The following is a 16,822-nucleotide window of genomic DNA, read 5'->3' as shown; positions in this document are numbered from 1 at the left end:
GCCATGGTGCTGAAGCTCGACAAGGTCAGTCGCGGTCCCCATCTGCCGGCCCTGGTGGCGAGTTCCATCTCGCGGGAAATCGCGCAGGGCCGTCTGAAGCCGGGGGACAAGCTGCCGACCGAGCAGGAATTGTCGCAGACCTTCGGCGTCAGCCGCAACGTCGTGCGCGAAGCGATATCGCGCCTGCGCTCCGAAGGGCGGGTGTGGTCCCAGCAGGGCCGCGGCGCCTTCGTATCGGAAGCCTCCGATTCCACCGTCCTCACCATCGACAGCGCCTCGCTGCAGCAGGCCGACGCCTTCCGCGGCCTGTTCGAACTGCGCGGCATCCTCGAAGCCCAGGCGGCGGCGCTCGCCGCGGCGCGGCGCACCGGGCAGGATCTCGAACTGATGCGGCAGACGCTCGCCACCATGTGCGAGGCCCCCTATGGCAGCGTGACCTGGCTCAAGACGGATCTCGAGTTCCACCGCGTCATCGCCGCCGCCACGCGCAACAGCTATATGGTTCAGTTCCTGGTCTTCATCTCGGAGCGGATCCGCGAGAGCATCCTCGCCGCCGGGCACCGCCTCCGCTCGGACGACATGGCGCAGACGACGCTCGCCGAGCACCAGCGCATCCTCGACGCCATCGCCGCCGGCGACGATGGCGAGGCGCGGCGCGCCATGCAGAGCCATATCGAGGCGGCCACCCGCCGCGTCGGCCTGCCCGTCGAGCCGGCCCCCGGCGGCCGGACTTCTCCTCCCCCTCCCCTTCCTGAAGAGCAAGACCGATGAAACTTCTGCGCTATGGCGCCAAGGGCGCCGAAAAGACCGCCATCCTCGATTCGAAGGGAGGGGTCCGCGACCTCTCCGCCCATGTCGGCGAGCTCGCCGGCGAATGGCTGACCCCGGCCGGACTCGCAAGGATCGCCGCGATCGAGGTCGGCTCCCTGCCGCTCCTGCCGGAAGGCCAGCGCATCGGCCCCTGCGTCGCCCGCGTCGGCAAGTTCATCTGCGTCGGCCTCAATTATGCCGACCACGCGGCGGAAACCGGCGCAGCCATTCCGGCGGAGCCGATCCTGTTCATGAAGGCGACAAGCGCCATCACCGGCCCGAACGATCCGGTCATCATCCCCCGCAATTCGCAGAAGACGGATTGGGAGGTCGAACTCGGCGTCGTCATCGGCGAGGAGGCCCGCTATGTCAGCGAGGCCGACGCGATGAACCATGTCGCCGGCTATTGCGTGATCAACGACGTGTCCGAGCGCGCCTTCCAGGCCGAGCGCGGCGGCCAGTGGACCAAGGGCAAGTCGGCCGACAGCTTCGGCCCCATCGGGCCCTGGCTGGTGACGCGCGACGAGGTCGCCGATCCGCAGAAGCTGGCGATGTGGCTGACCGTCGACGGCATCAAGCGCCAGGACGGCTCGAGCCGCACCATGATCTTCCCGGTCGCCCATCTCGTCTCCTACATCTCGCAATTCATGAGCCTGCAGCCGGGCGACGTCATCTCCACGGGCACGCCGCCCGGCGTCGGCATGGGCATCAAGCCGGAACCGGTCTTCCTCAAGCCGGGCCAGACCATCCGCCTCGGCATCGAAGGCCTCGGCGAGCAGCAGCAGGTCACGGTCGCCGCGCCATAGGCGCCCCCCTGGGACCGCAGGCTTCCAGCCTGCCTCTTTCTGGACCGGAGCCGTTTCCAGAGCAGGTGGGACGCCCATAGGCGCTAACTTTGCCGACAATAGCGCGATTTTCCTTCTCCCATGCGGGACTTCGCATTTCCTGCGGAAATGCTGGGGGTGGCGCGAAGCGCCGGATGAGGGTCTGGACTTCTGCAATTCCAGCGCGACTATTGAGCTATCCGCGTTTGAAGTTTAGACCCTCATCCCCCTGCCGGGACCCCAAGCATTTCCAAAGGAAATGCGAAGTCCCGAACCGGGAGAAGGCGGGTCTTGCCCATATGTTAGAGCGGAATTTGTCTGAGTGGAATCGGAAGGGATTCCACTGGATGGCTTAGTGTGATTCATAGGTTTCCGGGCTATTCCGGAGATGAAGCATGACGAAGCGTGGTGAAGCCTATTCGCAGGATTTGCGAGATCGTGTGCTTGGGGCGCTGGATAGCGGGATGTCGGCGAGCACAATCGCACCAATCTTCAGGGTGAGTGTGTCCTACATCTACAAGGCGGCCGCGCGGCGGCGCGCGACGGGGGAGGTCAGTGCCCGCCCCCAGCGCAATCATGTTCCGCTCAAGCTTGCCAAGCATGAAGAGGTTCTGCGGGCCAAGGTCGCGGCTGATCCGGATGCGCGTGTCGCGGATCTGCGGGCCTGGGCGGAGGAAGAATTGGGGGTCAGCATCAGCCATGCCCCGATGTGGCATATGCTCAAGCGGCTTGGGCTGACATATAAAAAAAGACGATCCACGCCAGCGAGCAAAAACGCCCCGATGTCGCGGCCGCTCGCCGCAAATGGCACAGCAACCAAATCTGGCTGAGGCCCTCGCGTCTGGTCTTCATTGACGAGACCTGGGCCTCGACCGCGATGGCGCGCCACTACGGCAGGTGCAAGCGCGGACAGCGCCTGATCGACTACGTGCCGCATGGCCATTGGAAAACCACGACCTTCATTGGCGCTCTGCGCAGCGGGGGATTGACAGCTCCCTGCGTGCTCGACGGCCCAGTCAACGGCGATTGCTTCAAGGCCTATGTCGCGCAGATCCTCGTTCCCACCCTCAATTACGGCGATATCGTCATCATGGACAATCTGAGCAGCCACAAAGTCCCGGGTGTGCGCCAAGCCATCGAGGCCGCAGGGGCGGAACTGCTTTACTTGCCCGCCTACTCCCCCGATCTCAATCCGATCGAGAACCTCTTCGCAAAGCTCAAAGCTCTCCTGCGCGCGGCTGCAACCCGATCCATCCACGATCTCTGGGACGAAATCGCCAAAACTCTCCCGCGCTTCTCCCCGTCCGAATGCAGAAATTACTTCTCTAATGCTGGATATTCTACAGTCTGAACAATTTCGCTCTAGCGCATATGGGCGGGACGCCTGCGATCCCGGGAATCACGCCCTCCGCTGCATCTCGATGCTGTCGAGGGCGCGGATGGCGGCGCAGGCCGCGCCATAGCCATTGTCGATATTGCAGACGGTGATGCCGGGGGCGCAGCTCGCCAGCATGGCGTTCAGCGCCGTGTGCCCGCCTTCCGCCACGCCATAGCCCACGGAGGTCGGCACGCAGACGACGATGCCGGGGACGAGGCCGCCGACCACGCTGGCCAGCGCCGCGTCCATGCCGGCGACGACGATGACGACGGCGTGCGCCCGGATCTCCTCCAGTCTTTCGGTCAGCCGCCACAGGCCGGCCACGCCGACATCGGCGATGAAGTTCGACGCCCGCCCGGCATGGCGCAGCACGCGCTGGGCCTCCCGGGCGACCGGCACGTCGGAGGTTCCCGCCGCGATGATGGCGACGGCTGCCCCGCCCTGCTCCGGCGGCAGGGGACCGAAGAAGCCGGTGCCCGAAACCGGGCAATAATCGATCGCCGCTCCGTGCTCGGGCCGCAATTGTGCCCGCTTCGCCGGATCGAGGCGGGTCAGCAGCAGCCCCCGGCCCTTGTCCGCCGCCATCGCCAGGATGGCGTCGATCTGGGCGGGCGACTTGCCGGTGCAGTAGATCGCCTCGGGCAGCCCGATGCGGGCCGCCCGCTGGAAGTCGAGCCTGATCTCCTCGCTTGCGATCGTCTCCCTCATGGCCGGCTCCGATCGACGAAGGCGCTGCCGGTCCGGTAGGCGGCGAAGGTGACGGGCAGCCCCCGCGTCGCCGCCGGCCGCATGGCGCCGATCGCCTCCTCCATCGCGCGACGGGCCTCGGAGGCCATGGCGTCGAGGCTTTCCCGGTCGAGCTCGACGACCACGGCAGAAGGCCGCACGCGGCAGCGCACCGTCGCGGGGGCAATCTCGGCCGTCACGAATTGCTCGACTTCGTGGGCGAAGACCAGCGTCGCCGGATCGATCGGTATGCCGGTCTCGACCCGGCTCGACAGGCAGGGCGAGGCCGGCAGTTCGGCGACGGCACCGAGACCGAGCCGGCGTGCCGCGGCCCGCACATCGGCCTTGCGCATGTCCGCCTCGACGAAGGGATGGCGCACGCCGTGCTCGCGCGCCGCTTGGAGGCCGGGCCGGTATTCGCCGAGATCGTCGACATTGGTGCCGGAGAGGACCTGCCGGTCGGTCCGGCCGGCGATGGCGCCGTAGAGATTGGTCTTGCAGAAGAAGCAGCGGTTATAGGGATTGGCGCGATAGCGCGGATCCGCGAATTCGCCGGCGTCGAGGATCTGCAGGTCCCAGGCTTCGGCCGCCGCGATCTCCCGTACGCGCGCCGTCGCCGGCGGCGGGACGGCGGGCGACACCGCATGCATCATCCTCACGCGGTCGCGGCCGAGCAGGCGATGGGCGACCGTGGCGAGCGTCATGCTGTCGACGCCGCCGCTGAGAGCAATGGCAACGCTCCCCAGGCCAGGCAGGATGGCTTCGAGACGTTCGAGGCTGTCGGTCATGCGTCGTTCTCCAGGGCCGAGCGTTCGGCGGCATGGCGCAGCGCCGCCCGCCCCGCATGGCCCGCCACCGAGGCGACGTCGTCGGCCTCGGCCTTGGCCGTTCGCACATCGCCGCGCTCGACGATCTTCACCCCGATCGCATGCGCCCCCACGGCGACGCGCCGCGCCTGTCGCGGCAGCACGGCCCGCCGCTGCACCGCGTGGCGCAGCCCGATCGTCGTGGTTTCCCGGAAGCAGAGCGCCACGATCTCCTCGAGCGCCGCCGGCTCGGCCAGGACGCGCACATGCGTCATCATGCGGCCCTTTTTGCCGAAGACGGGTGCCTGGATCGCATCATGCACCGCCGCATGCGCCCGGATGAAGTCGAGCCCGCGCGCCAGCTCCTCGCCGGAGGCGTCGTCGATCTCGAATTCGATCACCGCGACCTCATCCGTCGCCGCCGATGCCGGCATGTCCCCGAAAGCGAGCACGCGCACGCAATTGCTGAGCCCGGGCAGGCACCGCGTGCCGAAGCCGACACCCGAACGCCCGAGGATCCTGGCGCCGGCGACGGGGGCGGCGTCGCCGCACAGATAGCGCAGGATCGCTGCGCCGGTCGGCGTCACCCTCTCGCCCGGCACGCCGTCGTCGATCACGGCGAAGCCCGTGAGGAGGCGCGCCGTCGCCGGCGCCGGCACCGGCAGGGATCCATGCGCCATCTCCACCCGGCCGGAGCCGAGGGGGACGGCCCCCACCGTCCAGCGCCGCGCCCCGACCGCGGCGACGATCACGGCGGCGCCGACGATATCGGCGATCGAGTCCCAGGCGCCGACCTCGTGGAAGGTGACCGCATCCGGGTCGACGCCGTGCACGGCGCCCTCGGCGTCGGCGAGCAGCGCGAACATGCCGATCGCGGCGGCGCGGACCGGCGGGTCGAGCGGCGAGGCGGCCAGCATGTCGCGGATCTGCCGCCAGGCGACGTGATGATGCGCACGCGCCGCGGCGGGCCGGTGACGATCCTCGCCCGGAGCGTGGTGATGATGATGGTCGTGGGGCTCGTGCGAGTGGCCGGCCTCGTGGAGAACGGCCTGGACCGGACCGGCCGCCGCCTCGCCGCCGGTTCGCTCCACGACGAAGCGCCGGCCGACCAGGACGCCGTCGTCATGGCGGACAAGGCGGCATGCGACGTCGGACGGCAAGCCGCTCGCGGCGATGCCGCGCTGCACCGCGGGTTCGAGGTCGGGAAACAGGTCCAGCATCGCAGCGACGAACATGTCGCCCGCAAGGCCGCCGACCAGGTCGAGATGCAGTTCCATGATCGGCTCTCTCCAGATCGTTCGTCCCGGTGCCGGAGCAAGGCCCGCACATCGCTCCGCCGGCAGAAGCGATTCGATGTCCGGCCCCGACGGCACCGTCATATGGGGCGGACGGGGAGCCGTGACGAGGCGCTCCCTGCCCTCGCCCCCGATAAAGTCGCGCGAAAAGCAGCCGACGCCATCGGCCAGCGGCACGCCCGGCGATGCCCGCCCCTTGCTTGCGCCGGTCCGGGCGCCATGCGATCCTTGCCGCCGGATTCCTCGCCCAGGCTCACCTGTCCATGAACGGCCGTCCCAGTTTCTTCGATACCATCAAGCAGACGCCCAATCTGACGAGCGGGCTGATCGATCTTCTCGTCGAGAGGATCGTATCGGGAGAACTGGCGCCCGGACAGCGCCTGCCGACCGAACAGGCGATCGTCTCCGCCACCGGCGTGAGCCGGACCGTCGTCCGTGAGGCGCTGGCCTCGCTGAGGGCGCGCGGCCTGATCACGACGCGCCAGGGCCTCGGGGCGTTCGTGTCGGACAAGCCGATCTCCAAGACCTTCTCGATCGTGCCGGAGGAGCTCGAATCGATCCCGGACATCCTCCATGTCCTCGAATTGCGCATGAGCGTCGAGGTCGAGGCCGCCGCCCTCGCCGCCGCCCGCCGGGACGCCGGCGACCTCAAGCGCATCGAGATCGCCCTGGGGGCGCTGGAAGAGGCCATCGGCGCCGCCGCTCCAGGCGCGGAGGAGGATTTCGCCTTCCATCGCGCCATCCTGGAGGCGACGCACAACCCCTATTTCGCCCGCTTCATCGACGTGTTCGGCGCCTCGATTATTCCGCGCCAGCGCGTGCGGCTGGGCGCCATGCCGTCGGCCAAGCGCGAGGCCTATCTCCGCCGCATCCAGAAGGAGCATGAAGCGATCTTCGCCGCCATCCTCGCCGGCGACGCCGCCGCCTCCCGCCGCGCCGCCCGCGCCCATCTGACCAAGAGCTATGAACGCTATGCGGCGCTGCGCGAGCAGGCCGGCACCGTCGCGCCGGAGCCGCTCACGGCGCATGGTAGGGGATGACATAGGGTCCTTCGGGGATCACCGCCACCGCGCCGTCATTCGACCGCTCGATGCTGGCAGCGATGGCGGCGTCGAGATCGCTGATCGTCTCGACGCCGGTGATGGCCTTGTCATGCGCGTCGAGGCCCGACGAATAGAGCTCGACGCGGCCGATGCGCAGCGATTTGAGCTGCATCTCCGTCTGCCATTCGTCGATCTCGGCCAGCGTCTTGGCCGTCAGCGTGGCAAGGAAGCGCTCCGGCCCCAGCTCGACCAGGCGGGTCTGCGCATCGCGGAATTCGGGCGAGCCGAAGCCTTCCGAGCACTCCGATACCATGATCAGCGTGCCGCCGGGCTCGAGGATGTCGAGCGGCGTCACCATGCCCTTGATGGTCTGGTAGTAGGTCTTGTCCAGGGGATAGCCGGCGGAGGACGTCACCACCGTGCTGAACTTGCGCGGCACCGGGACGCGGGTGACGTTGCTGACGAAGTCGACGGCGGCGGCGTGGCTGGCGATGATCTCGCCGAAGGTGATGCAGACGAGGTCGCGCTCCTCGTCGAGGACGGTGTTCAGGCCGTAGATCTCGCCGACCATGCCGACGATCTGGAGCTGCTCCTCGTGCAGCGGGTTGCCGACGAGGTTGCACTGCACCGCCAGCGGGTCTTCCATGAAGCGCGCCGAGTGGAAGGTGCGGATGGTCTCGTGATGGGCGACGCCGGGGGCGACGACCTTGCGCCCGCCCGACCAGCCCGCCATGAAATGCGGCTCGACCAGCCCGGTGGCGATGCGCAGATCCGCCTCGACGAAGCGCCGGTCGATCTTGACGGGCGTGCCGCGGGTGCTGGTCCGGCCGAAATCGACATGGTCGTCGTCGTTGCGGGCGTCGTGGTTGTCGATGCGCACATTCGCCAGCACCCAGGGATCGCCGACGAGTTCGGCCAGTTCCTCGCCGAGATTCGGCCGGTGCAGGCCCGTCGCCACCAGGATGCGGATGCGGTCGAGCGCAATGCCGGCCGCCACCATCGTCTCGATCATCGGACGCAGGAAAAGGCGGTTGGGCACGGGCCGGGTGATGTCGCAGATGAGGATGCAGGCGCTCGTCCGCCCCCTGCTCAGCTCGGCCAGCGACGGCGCATCGATCGGCTGGTCGAGCGCCTGCATCAGCGCCGCGTGGGGATCCGCGATCTTCGGCAGCGGCTGCTTGCGGATGACCGTCGCTTCCGCCGAAGCCGGCAAACGCACGTCGAGATGGCCGCGCCCATAGGAGACCGCAATATCGCCGGATGTCATCGCAGGCACCGCTCCTTCAACACACGCCTGAAACTCGCAGATGTTTCAGGCGGGATCACCAACAAAAACAAGAGGATGGCCGGAAATCACGAATCTGATGTGAAACTTCGGGTTTCGCCGGAACGGATTCGGGTCCGCCGGCGAAGCGCCGACCGGCCCGGTCCTCTCGCCTCGATTCCCCCAAGCCTACGCAAATCGGCGGCCCGGGTACAGCCCATCCCCCCCTGCGCCCGGACAGGGTGAGACCGGACCCGCCCGGCTCAGGAAGCCACGGCCGCGCCGCCGAGATAGAGTTCGCGCATCAGCGACATGTCGCGCAGTTCCTCGATCGGCCCGGATGTGACGATCTGTCCCGTCTGCATGAGGTAGCCGCGCGTCGCCACCGACAGAGCGAGGCCCGCATTCTGCTCGACGAGCAGCACCGAGGCGCCGAAGCGCTCGCCGATCGACAGGATGATCGCCTGGATCTCCTTGACCAGCAGCGGCGACAGGCCAAGCGAGGGCTCGTCGAGCAGGAGGACGCGCGGCCGCGCCATCAGGCCGCGGGCGATCGCCAGCATCTGCTGCTGCCCGCCGCTGAGGGAGCCGCCCTTGTCGCGCCGCTTGGTGGCGAGGATCGGGAAGAAGTTCTCCATCAGCGTCACGTCGGCATCGACGGCGGCGCTGTCACGCCTGGCATAGGCGCCGAGGCGCAGATTCTCCTCCACCGTCATGTCCCCGAAGATGCGGCGACCCTCCGGCACGAGCACGACCCCGCGCTTGGCCATCACGTCCGGCGGCTGTCCGGTGGCGTCGCTGCCGCCGAAGCGGACGGTGCCCGCCCTCGGTTTGACCAGGCCCGCGATGGTGCGCAGCAGCGTGCTCTTGCCCGCGCCGTTCGGGCCGAGGATGGTCGCGACCTCGCCGGCGCCGAGCGTGAGCGAAACGCCGCGGTTGACGATGGTCGGCCCGTAGCCGGTGGTGATGCCGGAAACCTCCAGAAGCATCAGAGCGCCCCTCCAAGATAGACTTCGAGCACCTTGGGGTCGTTCAGCACCTCCGCCGTGGGGCCGTCGGCGATCTTGCTGCCGAAGTCGAGCACGACGAGGCGCCGGCACAGCCTCTGCATCAGGTTCATGTCGTGGTCGATGACGCAGACGCTGATGCCATGCCCCGGCAATTGCTTCACCAGGTCCACGAGCTTGGCGGTCTCCTTGTCGTTGAGGCCGGCGGCGGGCTCGTCGAGCAGCAGCATCGTCGGGCGCGAAGCCAGGGCGAGCGCCAGTCCCAGCAGCCGCAGATTGCCGAAGGGCATGATGCCGGCGATCTCCCGGCGCAGGTCCTGCAGCCCGACGAAGGACAGCAGCGCGTCGGGCGAGGGCCAGGGATAGGCCTCGTTGCGGGCGTGGCGGCAATGCTCGGACGCGATCTGCACATTCTCGAACACGCTCAGCCCGGGGAACGCCATCGCCTGCTGGAAGGTATGGCCGATGCCGATGCGCGAGATGGCATGGGCCGCCAGGCCGGTGATGTCGGCGCCGCGCCAGGTGACGCGGCCGGCCGTCGGCTTGTGCACGCCGGTGATGACGTTGAACAGCGTGGTCTTGCCGGAGCCGTTGGGACCGACCACGCCGAGGATCTCGCCCTCCTCGATAGTCAGGTCGACGCCGGCGAGGGCGACGACGCCGCCGAACTGCTTGCGGAGGCCGCTGATTTCCAATGTGCCCATGGCTCAGCCTCCCGACACCGAGGATCGGCTGGCTGCAGCCGGGCTCGACGCCGGCCTGCGCCCGAACAGCCGCTTCCACCCGTCGAGCAGGCCGGCGATCAGGCCGTTGGGCAGGAGGAGGATCACCGCGATCAGGCATACGCCGTAGAGGATGCGCGATTCCACGGGGTCGAGATTGAACATCTCCGGCAGGAAGGCGACGAGGATGCCGCCGGCCAGCGGCCCCAGCAGCAGGCGGGCGCCGCCGATCATCACCATCAAGGCGAGATAGATGCTGGGAAAGGAGGAAAACTGCGTCGGCGAGATATGGCGGAGGAAATAGGTCAGGAGCACGCCCGACACCCCGGCGAACAGCCCGCTGACGACGAAGGCGCCGATCTTGTGCCGGCCGACATCGATGCCGAGCGAGGCGGCGAGCTTCTCGTTCTCGCGGATGGCGCGCAGCGTCCGCCCGTAGCGCGAATGGACGATCGCCCAGCTCGCGACCGCGCTGAGGGCGACGAAGCCGAGGACCAGGAGATAGAAGCGCGGCAGCGGGCTGAGATCCATGCCGAACAGGGTCAGCGGCGCCTGCAGGTCGAGGCCGGTCGCCCGTCCGGTGAAGTCGCCGCCATTGGTGAGGATGATGGTGAGCAACTGGCCGAAGGCGAAGGTGAGGATGACGAAATGATGCCCGCCGACCCGCAGGGACGGAAAGCCGACGATCGTGGCGATCGCGGCGGCGACGAGCGCCGACAGGGGAATGGCGAGCCAGAAGCCGACGCCGAGGTCCCGGGCCAGGATCGTCGCGGCATAGGCGCCGGCACCCATCAGGGCCGCATGACCCATCGACAGGATGCCGGTCTGGCCGAACAGCACGGAGAGGCCGTAGAGCGCGACGATGTTGATGCCGGCGGTGATCGCCAGCGACAGGATGCGGTTGGTCGGCGACAGCCAGGGAACGGTCGCCAACAGGACGAGCACGACCAAAGTCGGCAGAATCGTGCGGAAGGGCGTCTTCATGGCACTCGGGGATTGCGGGGATGGGGCGGAAGGGCGCATGGCGGTCATGTGATCCTCGGGCCGCTGGTGCCGCCGAACAGGCCCTGGGGCCGGATGAGCAACACGAGGATCATCAGCGCGAACGAATAGGCATCGGTCCATTGCGACAGGCCGTAGCCGGCGCTGAAGCCTTCGACGATGCCGAGGATCAGCCCTGCCGCGACGGCACCGGTGAGATTGCCGAGGCCGCCGATCAGGGCGACGGCGAAGCCCTTCATCACGATGGTGCCGCCGGTGAAGGGCGTGATCGGGAACAGGGCGATCAGCAGCGCGCCGCCGAGGCCGGCCAGGGCGCTGCCGAACACGAACACGCCGGTGATGTAGCGGCGGACGGGAATGCCCATCAGCGCGGCGGTGTCGCGATCCTCGACGCTGGCCCGCAGGGCACGGCCGTAGCGGCTGCGGGTGATGACGAAGAAGGTCAGCGTCACGACGAGGGCGGTCACGATGATGACCATGGCCCTGACGGCCGCGATGCGGACGCCGCCGACCTCCCATACCTTCGTCAGCGGATGGGGAATGCTCTTCTGGTTGGCGTTCCAGAATAGGATGACGATGTGCTGCAGCACGACGATCAGCCCGAGCGAGACGATGAAGCCGTTGGTCGGAAGGTCCAGCGTGAATCGGAAGAGACCTCGCTCCAGCGCGAATCCCATCACGGCGACGACGACTACGGCCGCGCACAGCGCGAGCGGAAAGCCCCAGCCATTGCTGACTGCGAGCCAGGTGACGATGCTGCCGACCATCAGGAATTCGCCATGGGCGAAATTGATGATGCCGGTGAGCCCGAAGATCAGGGTGACGCCGACCGCGATCAGGGTGATCACGCTGGCGATCGATAATCCGTTGAGGATCTGCTGGATGAAGATTTCCACGCCGCTCTTCCGGTCGAATGAAACTCAGATCACCCTCCCCTGGAGGGGGAGGGTCGGCCTGAAAGGCCGGGGTGGGGTGAGGAAGCTCGACGATTCTTGAACGGGCGAAACGCGTTCGCGAAGTCACCCCACCCCGACACTGCGTGTCGACCCTCCCCATCGAGGGGAGGGTGAAACACCATTCCGGCTCACATCGGCGCGTCCGCCGGCGGCTGCTGCATCGAGCAGGTGATGTCGCCGCCCGGCTTGGCGGCGCAGACCTCGGTCGCATGCGTCACCTGGTGATGCGCATTGAAGCTCAGATCGTCCGAGACGACGCCCTTGTGGTGGAGGGTCATCAGGGCATCGACGACCTTATCCGGATCGAAGCTGCCGGCCTTGGTCCACGCCTCGGCGAGCACATGGACGTAATCGTAGTAGAGCAGCGAGACGGAGGAGGTCACGCCCTTGGGCGCGCCGGCGGCGAAATAGCTCTGGAAGTAGGCCTTCGCCTTCGGATTGGAGGACTCGCCCCAGCAGACGGGCACGCAGCTCATCGCCACCGGCACGTCGGCCGAGAGGCTGCGCTCCTTCCAGATGCCGGGATCGACGCCGAAGAGGAAATAGCTGGGCGCCACGCCGAGTTCGACCGCCTGCGGCAGGGCCGTCAGCGTGGAGTCGCCGTTGTACCAGAAATGCACCACGTCGGGATTGAGGCTCTTGGCCCGCGTCAGGATCGGCGAGAAATCGGTGGTATCGGGCGGATAGAAGATGATGTCCGGCACCTCCTGGCCCTCGGCCTTCAGCGCCTTGATGTAGTAGGAGGACAGGAACTGGCCGGTCGCGTCGTTGCCGGCGATGATCACCGATTTCTTGATCGGATGGTCCACCATCGGCTGCAGCAAAGAGAGGACGCCGCGCGCCGTGCTGCCGCTGCGCTGGAACTCGCGCGGCTCGGTCTGGAACAGATAATGGTCCGCCCCGCCGGGCGCCACGCTCGCATCGGTGAGGATGGTGTCGAGCGTGCTGTTGCCGGCGAAGTGGAGCACCTTGGCCGGCTGGGTGATCTTGGTCATCGCCAGGGTGAAATCGTGCGATTCGGAGCCGAAGATCGCCTTCACGCCGACGTCGCGCACCAGTTCCTGCGTCGCGGCGACCGCCGTTCCGATGTCGGTGCGGTCGTCGCGCTTGACCAGCTCGATCTTGTAGGTCTTGTCGCCGACCTTCACGCCGCCGGCGTCGTTGATCTCCTTGACCGCCAGGCTGACGCCGGCCGGCAGCGTATGCCCGGCCGAGACGAATGAGCCGGATTCGGCGGCGACCACGCCGATCTTGACGGTGTTGCCGGTATCGTCCGCCAGGGCTGGCGTCGCGAGCGCGCCCAGTCCGAATGCGAGAAGAGCAGCCTTGTTGACCCCTACGGCCATGGTGAAGAACCTCCCGAACTTTTTGCATTCTTACAGGGTTGTATGACAACCCTGTTCTCTGATAGTGCGGCATGCTGGACCTGTCAAGCGGGCATGCCTGCCGGAAGGCCTCCCGCGTTCGGCCGATATCGGCGCGCGGGCTTGTCATCCGCAGTCTCTTGTATGATAACCCTACCTGTATTGCAGTGCCGGCCCCATGCCGCCGGCCAGAGGAGGAATGTGAGATGCGGAGCAGAGAATTCGGCCGTACCGGTCGCCAGGTGAGCGAAATCGGCTTCGGGGCCTGGGCCATCGGCGCAAGCTGGGGCCATGTCGACGACGCCGAGGCGCTCGCCGCCCTGCACGAGGCGCTCGACCGCGGCGTCACCTTCATCGACACAGCCGACGTCTATGGCGACGGCCATTCCGAACGGCTGATCGCCCGTGTCGTCAAGGAGCGTGGCGGCACCCCGCCCTTCATCGCCACCAAGGCGGGCCGGCGCCTGCCGACGCAGGACGCCGCCGGCTATACGCTGGCCAACCTCACCGGCTTCGTCGACCGCAGCCTGACCAATCTCGGCGTCGAGGCGCTGGACCTCGTCCAGCTCCACTGCCCGTCGACGGACGTCTACTACCGTCCCGAGGTCTTCGATGCCCTGGACACGCTGGTCAAGCAAGGCAAGATCAGGAATTACGGCGTCAGCGTCGAGCGCGTCGAGGAAGCGCTGAAGGCCCTCGACTATCCCAACATCGTCAGCATCCAGATCATCTTCAACATCTTCCGGCAGCGCCCGATCGAGCATCTGTTCGATCTCGCCAGGGCGAAGAACACGGCGCTCATCGCCCGCGTGCCGCTGGCGAGCGGCCTCCTCTCCGGCAAGTTCAAGGCCGACACGAAGTTCGAGGACACCGACCACCGCCAGTTCAACCGCCACGGCGAAGCCTTCGATGTCGGCGAGACCTTCTCTGGCGTGCCCTACGACAAGGGCCTGGCCGCGGTCGAGCGCATCCGTCCGCTCGTCGGGGGCGACACCACCATGGCGAAGTTCGCGCTGCGCTGGATCCTGATGTTCGACGCGATCACCGTCGCCATCCCCGGCGCCCGCAACCCGGCGCAAGCCCGGTCCAACGCCGAGGCGGCCGAGCTTCCCGCCCTTTCGTCCGACGTGATGGCCGAACTCAAGGCGATCTACGACCAGGACATCAAGCCCTATGTCCACCAGCGCTGGTAAGCCGCTGCCGGGACTCCATCTTCCTCTTCAACCATCTTGTTGGGAATCCCGACCATGGCGTCTCCCGTCATCGACTCGCATCATCACTTCTGGGATCCGGCGACGGGCGACTATCCCTGGCTGAACGGTCCCTTCGAGCCGATCAACCGGGTCTTCGCGCCGGAGGACCTGCGGCCCCTGCTGCGGGCCAACGGTGTCGACGGCACGGTTCTCGTGCAGACCTGGAACGATCTGGGCGAGACCTGGGACTATATCGAGATCGCGCAAAAGACGGATTTCGTGGCCGGCGTCGTCGGTTGGGTCGACCTCACCGACGCGCAGGTCGCCCGCACGATCGCCGCGTTGAAGGCGAGCCCCGCAGGACGCTGGCTCGTCGGCATCCGCCATCTCGTCCAGGACGAGCCGGACCCCGAATGGCTGCTGCGGGACGATGTGCGCCGCGGCCTCGGCGCGCTGGCCGAGGCCGGGCTCGTCTATGATCTCGTCGTCAAGCCGCCGCAACTGGCGGCGGCGGTCCAGACCGTCGCCGACTTCCCGCAGCTTCGCTTCGTGGTCGACCATATCGCCAAGCCCGACATCAAGGGCCGGGGCTTCGAGGCGTGGTCCGCGCTGATGGGCGGCTTTGCCGGCCGCCGCGATCATGTCTGGTGCAAATTGTCGGGCATGATCACCGAAGCGGATTGGCACGACTGGTCGCCGGACGACCTCAGGCCCTATGTCGCCGAAGTCCTGCGCATCTTCGGCTGGGACCGCTGCATGTTCGGCACCGACTGGCCGGTCTGCCTCGTGGCCGGCCGTTACGAGCAGGTCATCGCCGCCTTGCGAGCCTGCCTGGCCGATCTCGGGCCAACGCAGACGGACGCGATCTTCGGCCTCAACGCCATCGAAGCCTACGGGCTTGCGACCTATCGCAAGGCGTGACTTCCCGGGCGCACGGAGGTCTCCGCACTTAAGCGCCGAGAGACGAGAACAAGGCGCCTTCTCCCGAGCCGGGAGAAGGAAATCTCATTATTTTGTAGAATCTTAGAGCTTTCCCGCCGCCAGCCGCGACGGCTCGATCCGCCCGCCAGCGTGCAGCGGCAAGACCTGCGTTTCCAGGAGGGGCCGGCGTGGCCGCGTGCCCGGGATAATTTGCAGCCTTTCGTGACGCCTCCCTTGTGCGGTCGTGGCAAGCCCTATAAGGTTCCAGCTTGAAGGGTTGTCATACAACACAGCAAGAGCCCTTCCCGTGACAAGAAAGCGCCCCGGCATCCGGAGAAGCGCCGGTCGGCAGGAAACGACGTCCAAGAAAGGTGTGATGATGAGCGATCTCGACATTCTGCGCGCTGCGAGGATCAATCGCAGGCGATTCATGGTGGGTGCCGCTGCCGGCCTCGGCGTGGCGGCCCTGCCCGGTCGGCTGCTGGCCCAGGCCAAGCCGACGCTGGTCACCTCGATCCGGTCCCTCTCCAATCCCTACCATGCGGTCTGGAAGGAAGGCGCCGACGCCTATGCCAAGTCGATGGGCCTCGAGCATGTCACCCTCGTCTCCGAGGGCAACAGCGAAAAGGGCATCGCCGACATCCGCGCCATGCTGGCCAAGACCGGCGGCAACATGGTGCTGAACTCCGATCCCAACGACACGCCCGACGCCCGCCCCATCGTCGAGGCCTGCGCCAAGGCCGGCGCCTATGTGGTGACGCAGTGGAACAAGCCAGACGACCTGCACCCGGCCAACTTCAATCCCAATTACGTCTCGCATATCGAGTTCGACGGCATCGCCAGCGGCAAGACCATCGCCGAGATCCTGTTCAAGGCGATCGGCGGCTCGGGCGGCATCATCGCCATCGGCGGCACCATCTCCAACACCGCGGCGATCGAGCGCAAGAAGGGCCTCGACCAGGCGCTGGCGGCGAATTCCGGCATCAAGCTCCTCGACTTCCAGGTTGCGAACTGGAAATCGACCGAGGCTTTCGACCTCACCAGCGGCCTGCTGACCCGCTTCGGCGACGACATCAAGGGCATCTGGGCCGCCAATGACGACATGGGCACCGGCGCCCTGGAGGCGTTGCGCGCCGAAGGCCTCGCCGGCAAGGTGCCGGTCGTCGGCGTGGACGGCATCAAGGCGGCGGTCGACGCGGTGCGCAAGGGCGAGTTCGCCTGCACGGTGACCTCCGATCCCTACTGGCAGGGCGGCATGGGGCTTTCCATCGGCTACCACGCGCTGTCCAAGCAGATCGACCCGGCCAAGGAGCCGCCCGAGCACCGCGAATTCTACGGCAAGGCGCTCCTGATCACCAAGGACAACGTCGAGGACTACTACAAGCACAATATCGATTCCCATCCGACGATCGACTGGAACGACATCTGGGGCCGCGTGACCGGGCCGATCCGCCAGGGCTGAGCCTTCGCGGGCAGCGGCTCCACGCCGCTCCGACATCTGCGGCGGGGCA

Annotated in this window: 16 protein-coding genes; 7 read left to right on the top strand and 9 right to left on the bottom strand. The window is 67.2% G+C overall.

Annotated elements, in window-relative coordinates; all coding sequences use genetic code 11:
• Window positions 1–3 precede the first annotated feature (3 nt).
• The 3 genes from J3R73_RS06490 (at window position 4) to J3R73_RS06480 (ending at window position 2,985) form a co-directional block, all read left to right on the top strand.
• A complete protein-coding gene (locus J3R73_RS06490) occupies window positions 4–771 on the top strand; it encodes a FadR/GntR family transcriptional regulator (protein WP_307423963.1) in 768 nt (255 codons plus the stop codon).
• Window positions 768–1,616 carry a fumarylacetoacetate hydrolase family protein gene (locus tag J3R73_RS06485; RefSeq protein WP_307423961.1) on the top strand — a complete coding sequence of 283 codons (849 nt, stop codon included), beginning with the start codon at window positions 768–770 and terminating at the stop codon, window positions 1,614–1,616. The genes J3R73_RS06490 and J3R73_RS06485 overlap by 4 nt, the downstream gene beginning before the upstream one ends.
• Before the next feature lie 413 nt (window positions 1,617–2,029).
• Window positions 2,030–2,985 (top strand): IS630 family transposase gene (locus J3R73_RS06480; RefSeq protein ID WP_370879838.1). Its coding sequence is split into 2 segments (ribosomal slippage): window positions 2,030–2,378 and window positions 2,378–2,985, totalling 957 coding nucleotides; the frame shifts between segments, so codons are not numbered across the junction.
• A gap of 48 nt (window positions 2,986–3,033) precedes the next feature.
• Here the strand turns inward: J3R73_RS06480 and larB are convergent.
• From larB to larC, 3 genes are read right to left on the bottom strand one after another with little or no spacing between them, the layout of a single operon-like run.
• A complete protein-coding gene (gene larB, locus J3R73_RS06475) occupies window positions 3,034–3,720 on the bottom strand; it encodes a nickel pincer cofactor biosynthesis protein LarB (protein ID WP_307423958.1) in 687 nt (228 codons plus the stop codon).
• Window positions 3,717–4,526 carry an ATP-dependent sacrificial sulfur transferase LarE gene (gene larE, locus J3R73_RS06470; protein ID WP_307423955.1) on the bottom strand — a complete coding sequence of 270 codons (810 nt, stop codon included), beginning with the start codon at window positions 4,524–4,526 and terminating at the stop codon, window positions 3,717–3,719. The genes larB and larE overlap by 4 nt, the downstream gene beginning before the upstream one ends.
• Window positions 4,523–5,821 carry a nickel pincer cofactor biosynthesis protein LarC gene (gene larC / locus J3R73_RS06465; protein ID WP_307423952.1) on the bottom strand — a complete coding sequence of 433 codons (1,299 nt, stop codon included), beginning with the start codon at window positions 5,819–5,821 and terminating at the stop codon, window positions 4,523–4,525. The genes larE and larC overlap by 4 nt, the downstream gene beginning before the upstream one ends.
• A gap of 281 nt (window positions 5,822–6,102) precedes the next feature.
• Here larC and J3R73_RS06460 point away from each other — a divergent pair, with 281 nt between their 5' ends.
• Window positions 6,103–6,879, top strand: coding sequence for a FadR/GntR family transcriptional regulator (locus tag J3R73_RS06460; protein ID WP_307423949.1), 777 nt, complete (start codon window positions 6,103–6,105; stop codon window positions 6,877–6,879).
• Here the strand turns inward: J3R73_RS06460 and J3R73_RS06455 are convergent.
• The 6 genes from J3R73_RS06455 to J3R73_RS06430 form a co-directional block, all read right to left on the bottom strand.
• Window positions 6,857–8,149 carry a nickel-dependent lactate racemase family protein gene (locus tag J3R73_RS06455; RefSeq protein ID WP_307423946.1) on the bottom strand — a complete coding sequence of 431 codons (1,293 nt, stop codon included), beginning with the start codon at window positions 8,147–8,149 and terminating at the stop codon, window positions 6,857–6,859. The two genes, J3R73_RS06460 and J3R73_RS06455, sit on opposite strands and share 23 nt — an antisense overlap.
• Window positions 8,150–8,409: 260 nt before the next feature.
• Window positions 8,410–9,135: an ABC transporter ATP-binding protein gene (locus tag J3R73_RS06450; protein ID WP_307423943.1), complete on the bottom strand. Its 726-nt coding sequence runs from the start codon at window positions 9,133–9,135 to the stop codon at window positions 8,410–8,412.
• Complete coding sequence (locus J3R73_RS06445) at window positions 9,135–9,857, bottom strand: ABC transporter ATP-binding protein (protein WP_307423939.1); 723 nt, start codon at window positions 9,855–9,857, stop codon at window positions 9,135–9,137. Before J3R73_RS06445 ends, J3R73_RS06450 begins: the two co-directional genes overlap by 1 nt.
• 3 nt (window positions 9,858–9,860) lie before the next feature.
• The gene (locus J3R73_RS06440; protein ID WP_307423936.1) at window positions 9,861–10,859 is read right to left on the bottom strand and encodes a branched-chain amino acid ABC transporter permease; all 999 of its coding nucleotides are present in this window, start codon (window positions 10,857–10,859) and stop codon (window positions 9,861–9,863) included.
• Between the two features lie 44 nt (window positions 10,860–10,903).
• Window positions 10,904–11,773: a branched-chain amino acid ABC transporter permease gene (locus tag J3R73_RS06435; protein WP_307423932.1), complete on the bottom strand. Its 870-nt coding sequence runs from the start codon at window positions 11,771–11,773 to the stop codon at window positions 10,904–10,906.
• 188 nt (window positions 11,774–11,961) lie between these two features.
• Window positions 11,962–13,179: an ABC transporter substrate-binding protein gene (locus J3R73_RS06430; RefSeq protein ID WP_307423930.1), complete on the bottom strand. Its 1,218-nt coding sequence runs from the start codon at window positions 13,177–13,179 to the stop codon at window positions 11,962–11,964.
• 224 nt (window positions 13,180–13,403) lie between these two features.
• On the opposite strand from J3R73_RS06430, the gene J3R73_RS06425 reads away from it, so the two are divergent.
• From J3R73_RS06425 to J3R73_RS06415, 3 genes are all read left to right on the top strand, one after another.
• A complete protein-coding gene (locus J3R73_RS06425; protein WP_307423926.1) occupies window positions 13,404–14,390 on the top strand; it encodes an aldo/keto reductase in 987 nt (328 codons plus the stop codon).
• A gap of 54 nt (window positions 14,391–14,444) precedes the next feature.
• Window positions 14,445–15,311 carry an amidohydrolase family protein gene (locus tag J3R73_RS06420; protein ID WP_307423923.1) on the top strand — a complete coding sequence of 289 codons (867 nt, stop codon included), beginning with the start codon at window positions 14,445–14,447 and terminating at the stop codon, window positions 15,309–15,311.
• Window positions 15,312–15,687: 376 nt separating this feature from the next.
• Window positions 15,688–16,773, top strand: coding sequence for a sugar ABC transporter substrate-binding protein (locus tag J3R73_RS06415; protein ID WP_370879850.1), 1,086 nt, complete (start codon window positions 15,688–15,690; stop codon window positions 16,771–16,773).
• Window positions 16,774–16,822 lie beyond the last annotated feature (49 nt).

The organism is Labrys monachus (assembly GCF_030814655.1).
GTDB classification, from domain to species: domain Bacteria; phylum Pseudomonadota; class Alphaproteobacteria; order Rhizobiales; family Labraceae; genus Labrys; species Labrys monacha.
This window is presented reverse-complemented; position numbering and strand designations above follow the sequence as displayed.

What these genes read in the sequence shown, in the direction of transcription:
- J3R73_RS06490 (WP_307423963.1), top strand. Translation starts at nt 4, where the DNA reads ATGGTGCTGAAGCTCGACAAGGTCAGTCGCGGTCCCCATCTGCCGGCC.
- J3R73_RS06485 (WP_307423961.1), top strand. Translation starts at nt 768, where the DNA reads ATGAAACTTCTGCGCTATGGCGCCAAGGGCGCCGAAAAGACCGCCATC.
- larB (WP_307423958.1), bottom strand. Translation starts at nt 3,720, where the DNA reads ATGAGGGAGACGATCGCAAGCGAGGAGATCAGGCTCGACTTCCAGCGG.
- larE (WP_307423955.1), bottom strand. Translation starts at nt 4,526, where the DNA reads ATGACCGACAGCCTCGAACGTCTCGAAGCCATCCTGCCTGGCCTGGGG.
- larC (WP_307423952.1), bottom strand. Translation starts at nt 5,821, where the DNA reads ATGGAACTGCATCTCGACCTGGTCGGCGGCCTTGCGGGCGACATGTTC.
- J3R73_RS06460 (WP_307423949.1), top strand. Translation starts at nt 6,103, where the DNA reads ATGAACGGCCGTCCCAGTTTCTTCGATACCATCAAGCAGACGCCCAAT.
- J3R73_RS06455 (WP_307423946.1), bottom strand. Translation starts at nt 8,149, where the DNA reads ATGACATCCGGCGATATTGCGGTCTCCTATGGGCGCGGCCATCTCGAC.
- J3R73_RS06450 (WP_307423943.1), bottom strand. Translation starts at nt 9,135, where the DNA reads ATGCTTCTGGAGGTTTCCGGCATCACCACCGGCTACGGGCCGACCATC.
- J3R73_RS06445 (WP_307423939.1), bottom strand. Translation starts at nt 9,857, where the DNA reads ATGGGCACATTGGAAATCAGCGGCCTCCGCAAGCAGTTCGGCGGCGTC.
- J3R73_RS06440 (WP_307423936.1), bottom strand. Translation starts at nt 10,859, where the DNA reads ATGAAGACGCCCTTCCGCACGATTCTGCCGACTTTGGTCGTGCTCGTC.
- J3R73_RS06430 (WP_307423930.1), bottom strand. Translation starts at nt 13,179, where the DNA reads ATGGCCGTAGGGGTCAACAAGGCTGCTCTTCTCGCATTCGGACTGGGC.
- J3R73_RS06425 (WP_307423926.1), top strand. Translation starts at nt 13,404, where the DNA reads ATGCGGAGCAGAGAATTCGGCCGTACCGGTCGCCAGGTGAGCGAAATC.
- J3R73_RS06420 (WP_307423923.1), top strand. Translation starts at nt 14,445, where the DNA reads ATGGCGTCTCCCGTCATCGACTCGCATCATCACTTCTGGGATCCGGCG.
- J3R73_RS06415 (WP_370879850.1), top strand. Translation starts at nt 15,688, where the DNA reads ATGATGAGCGATCTCGACATTCTGCGCGCTGCGAGGATCAATCGCAGG.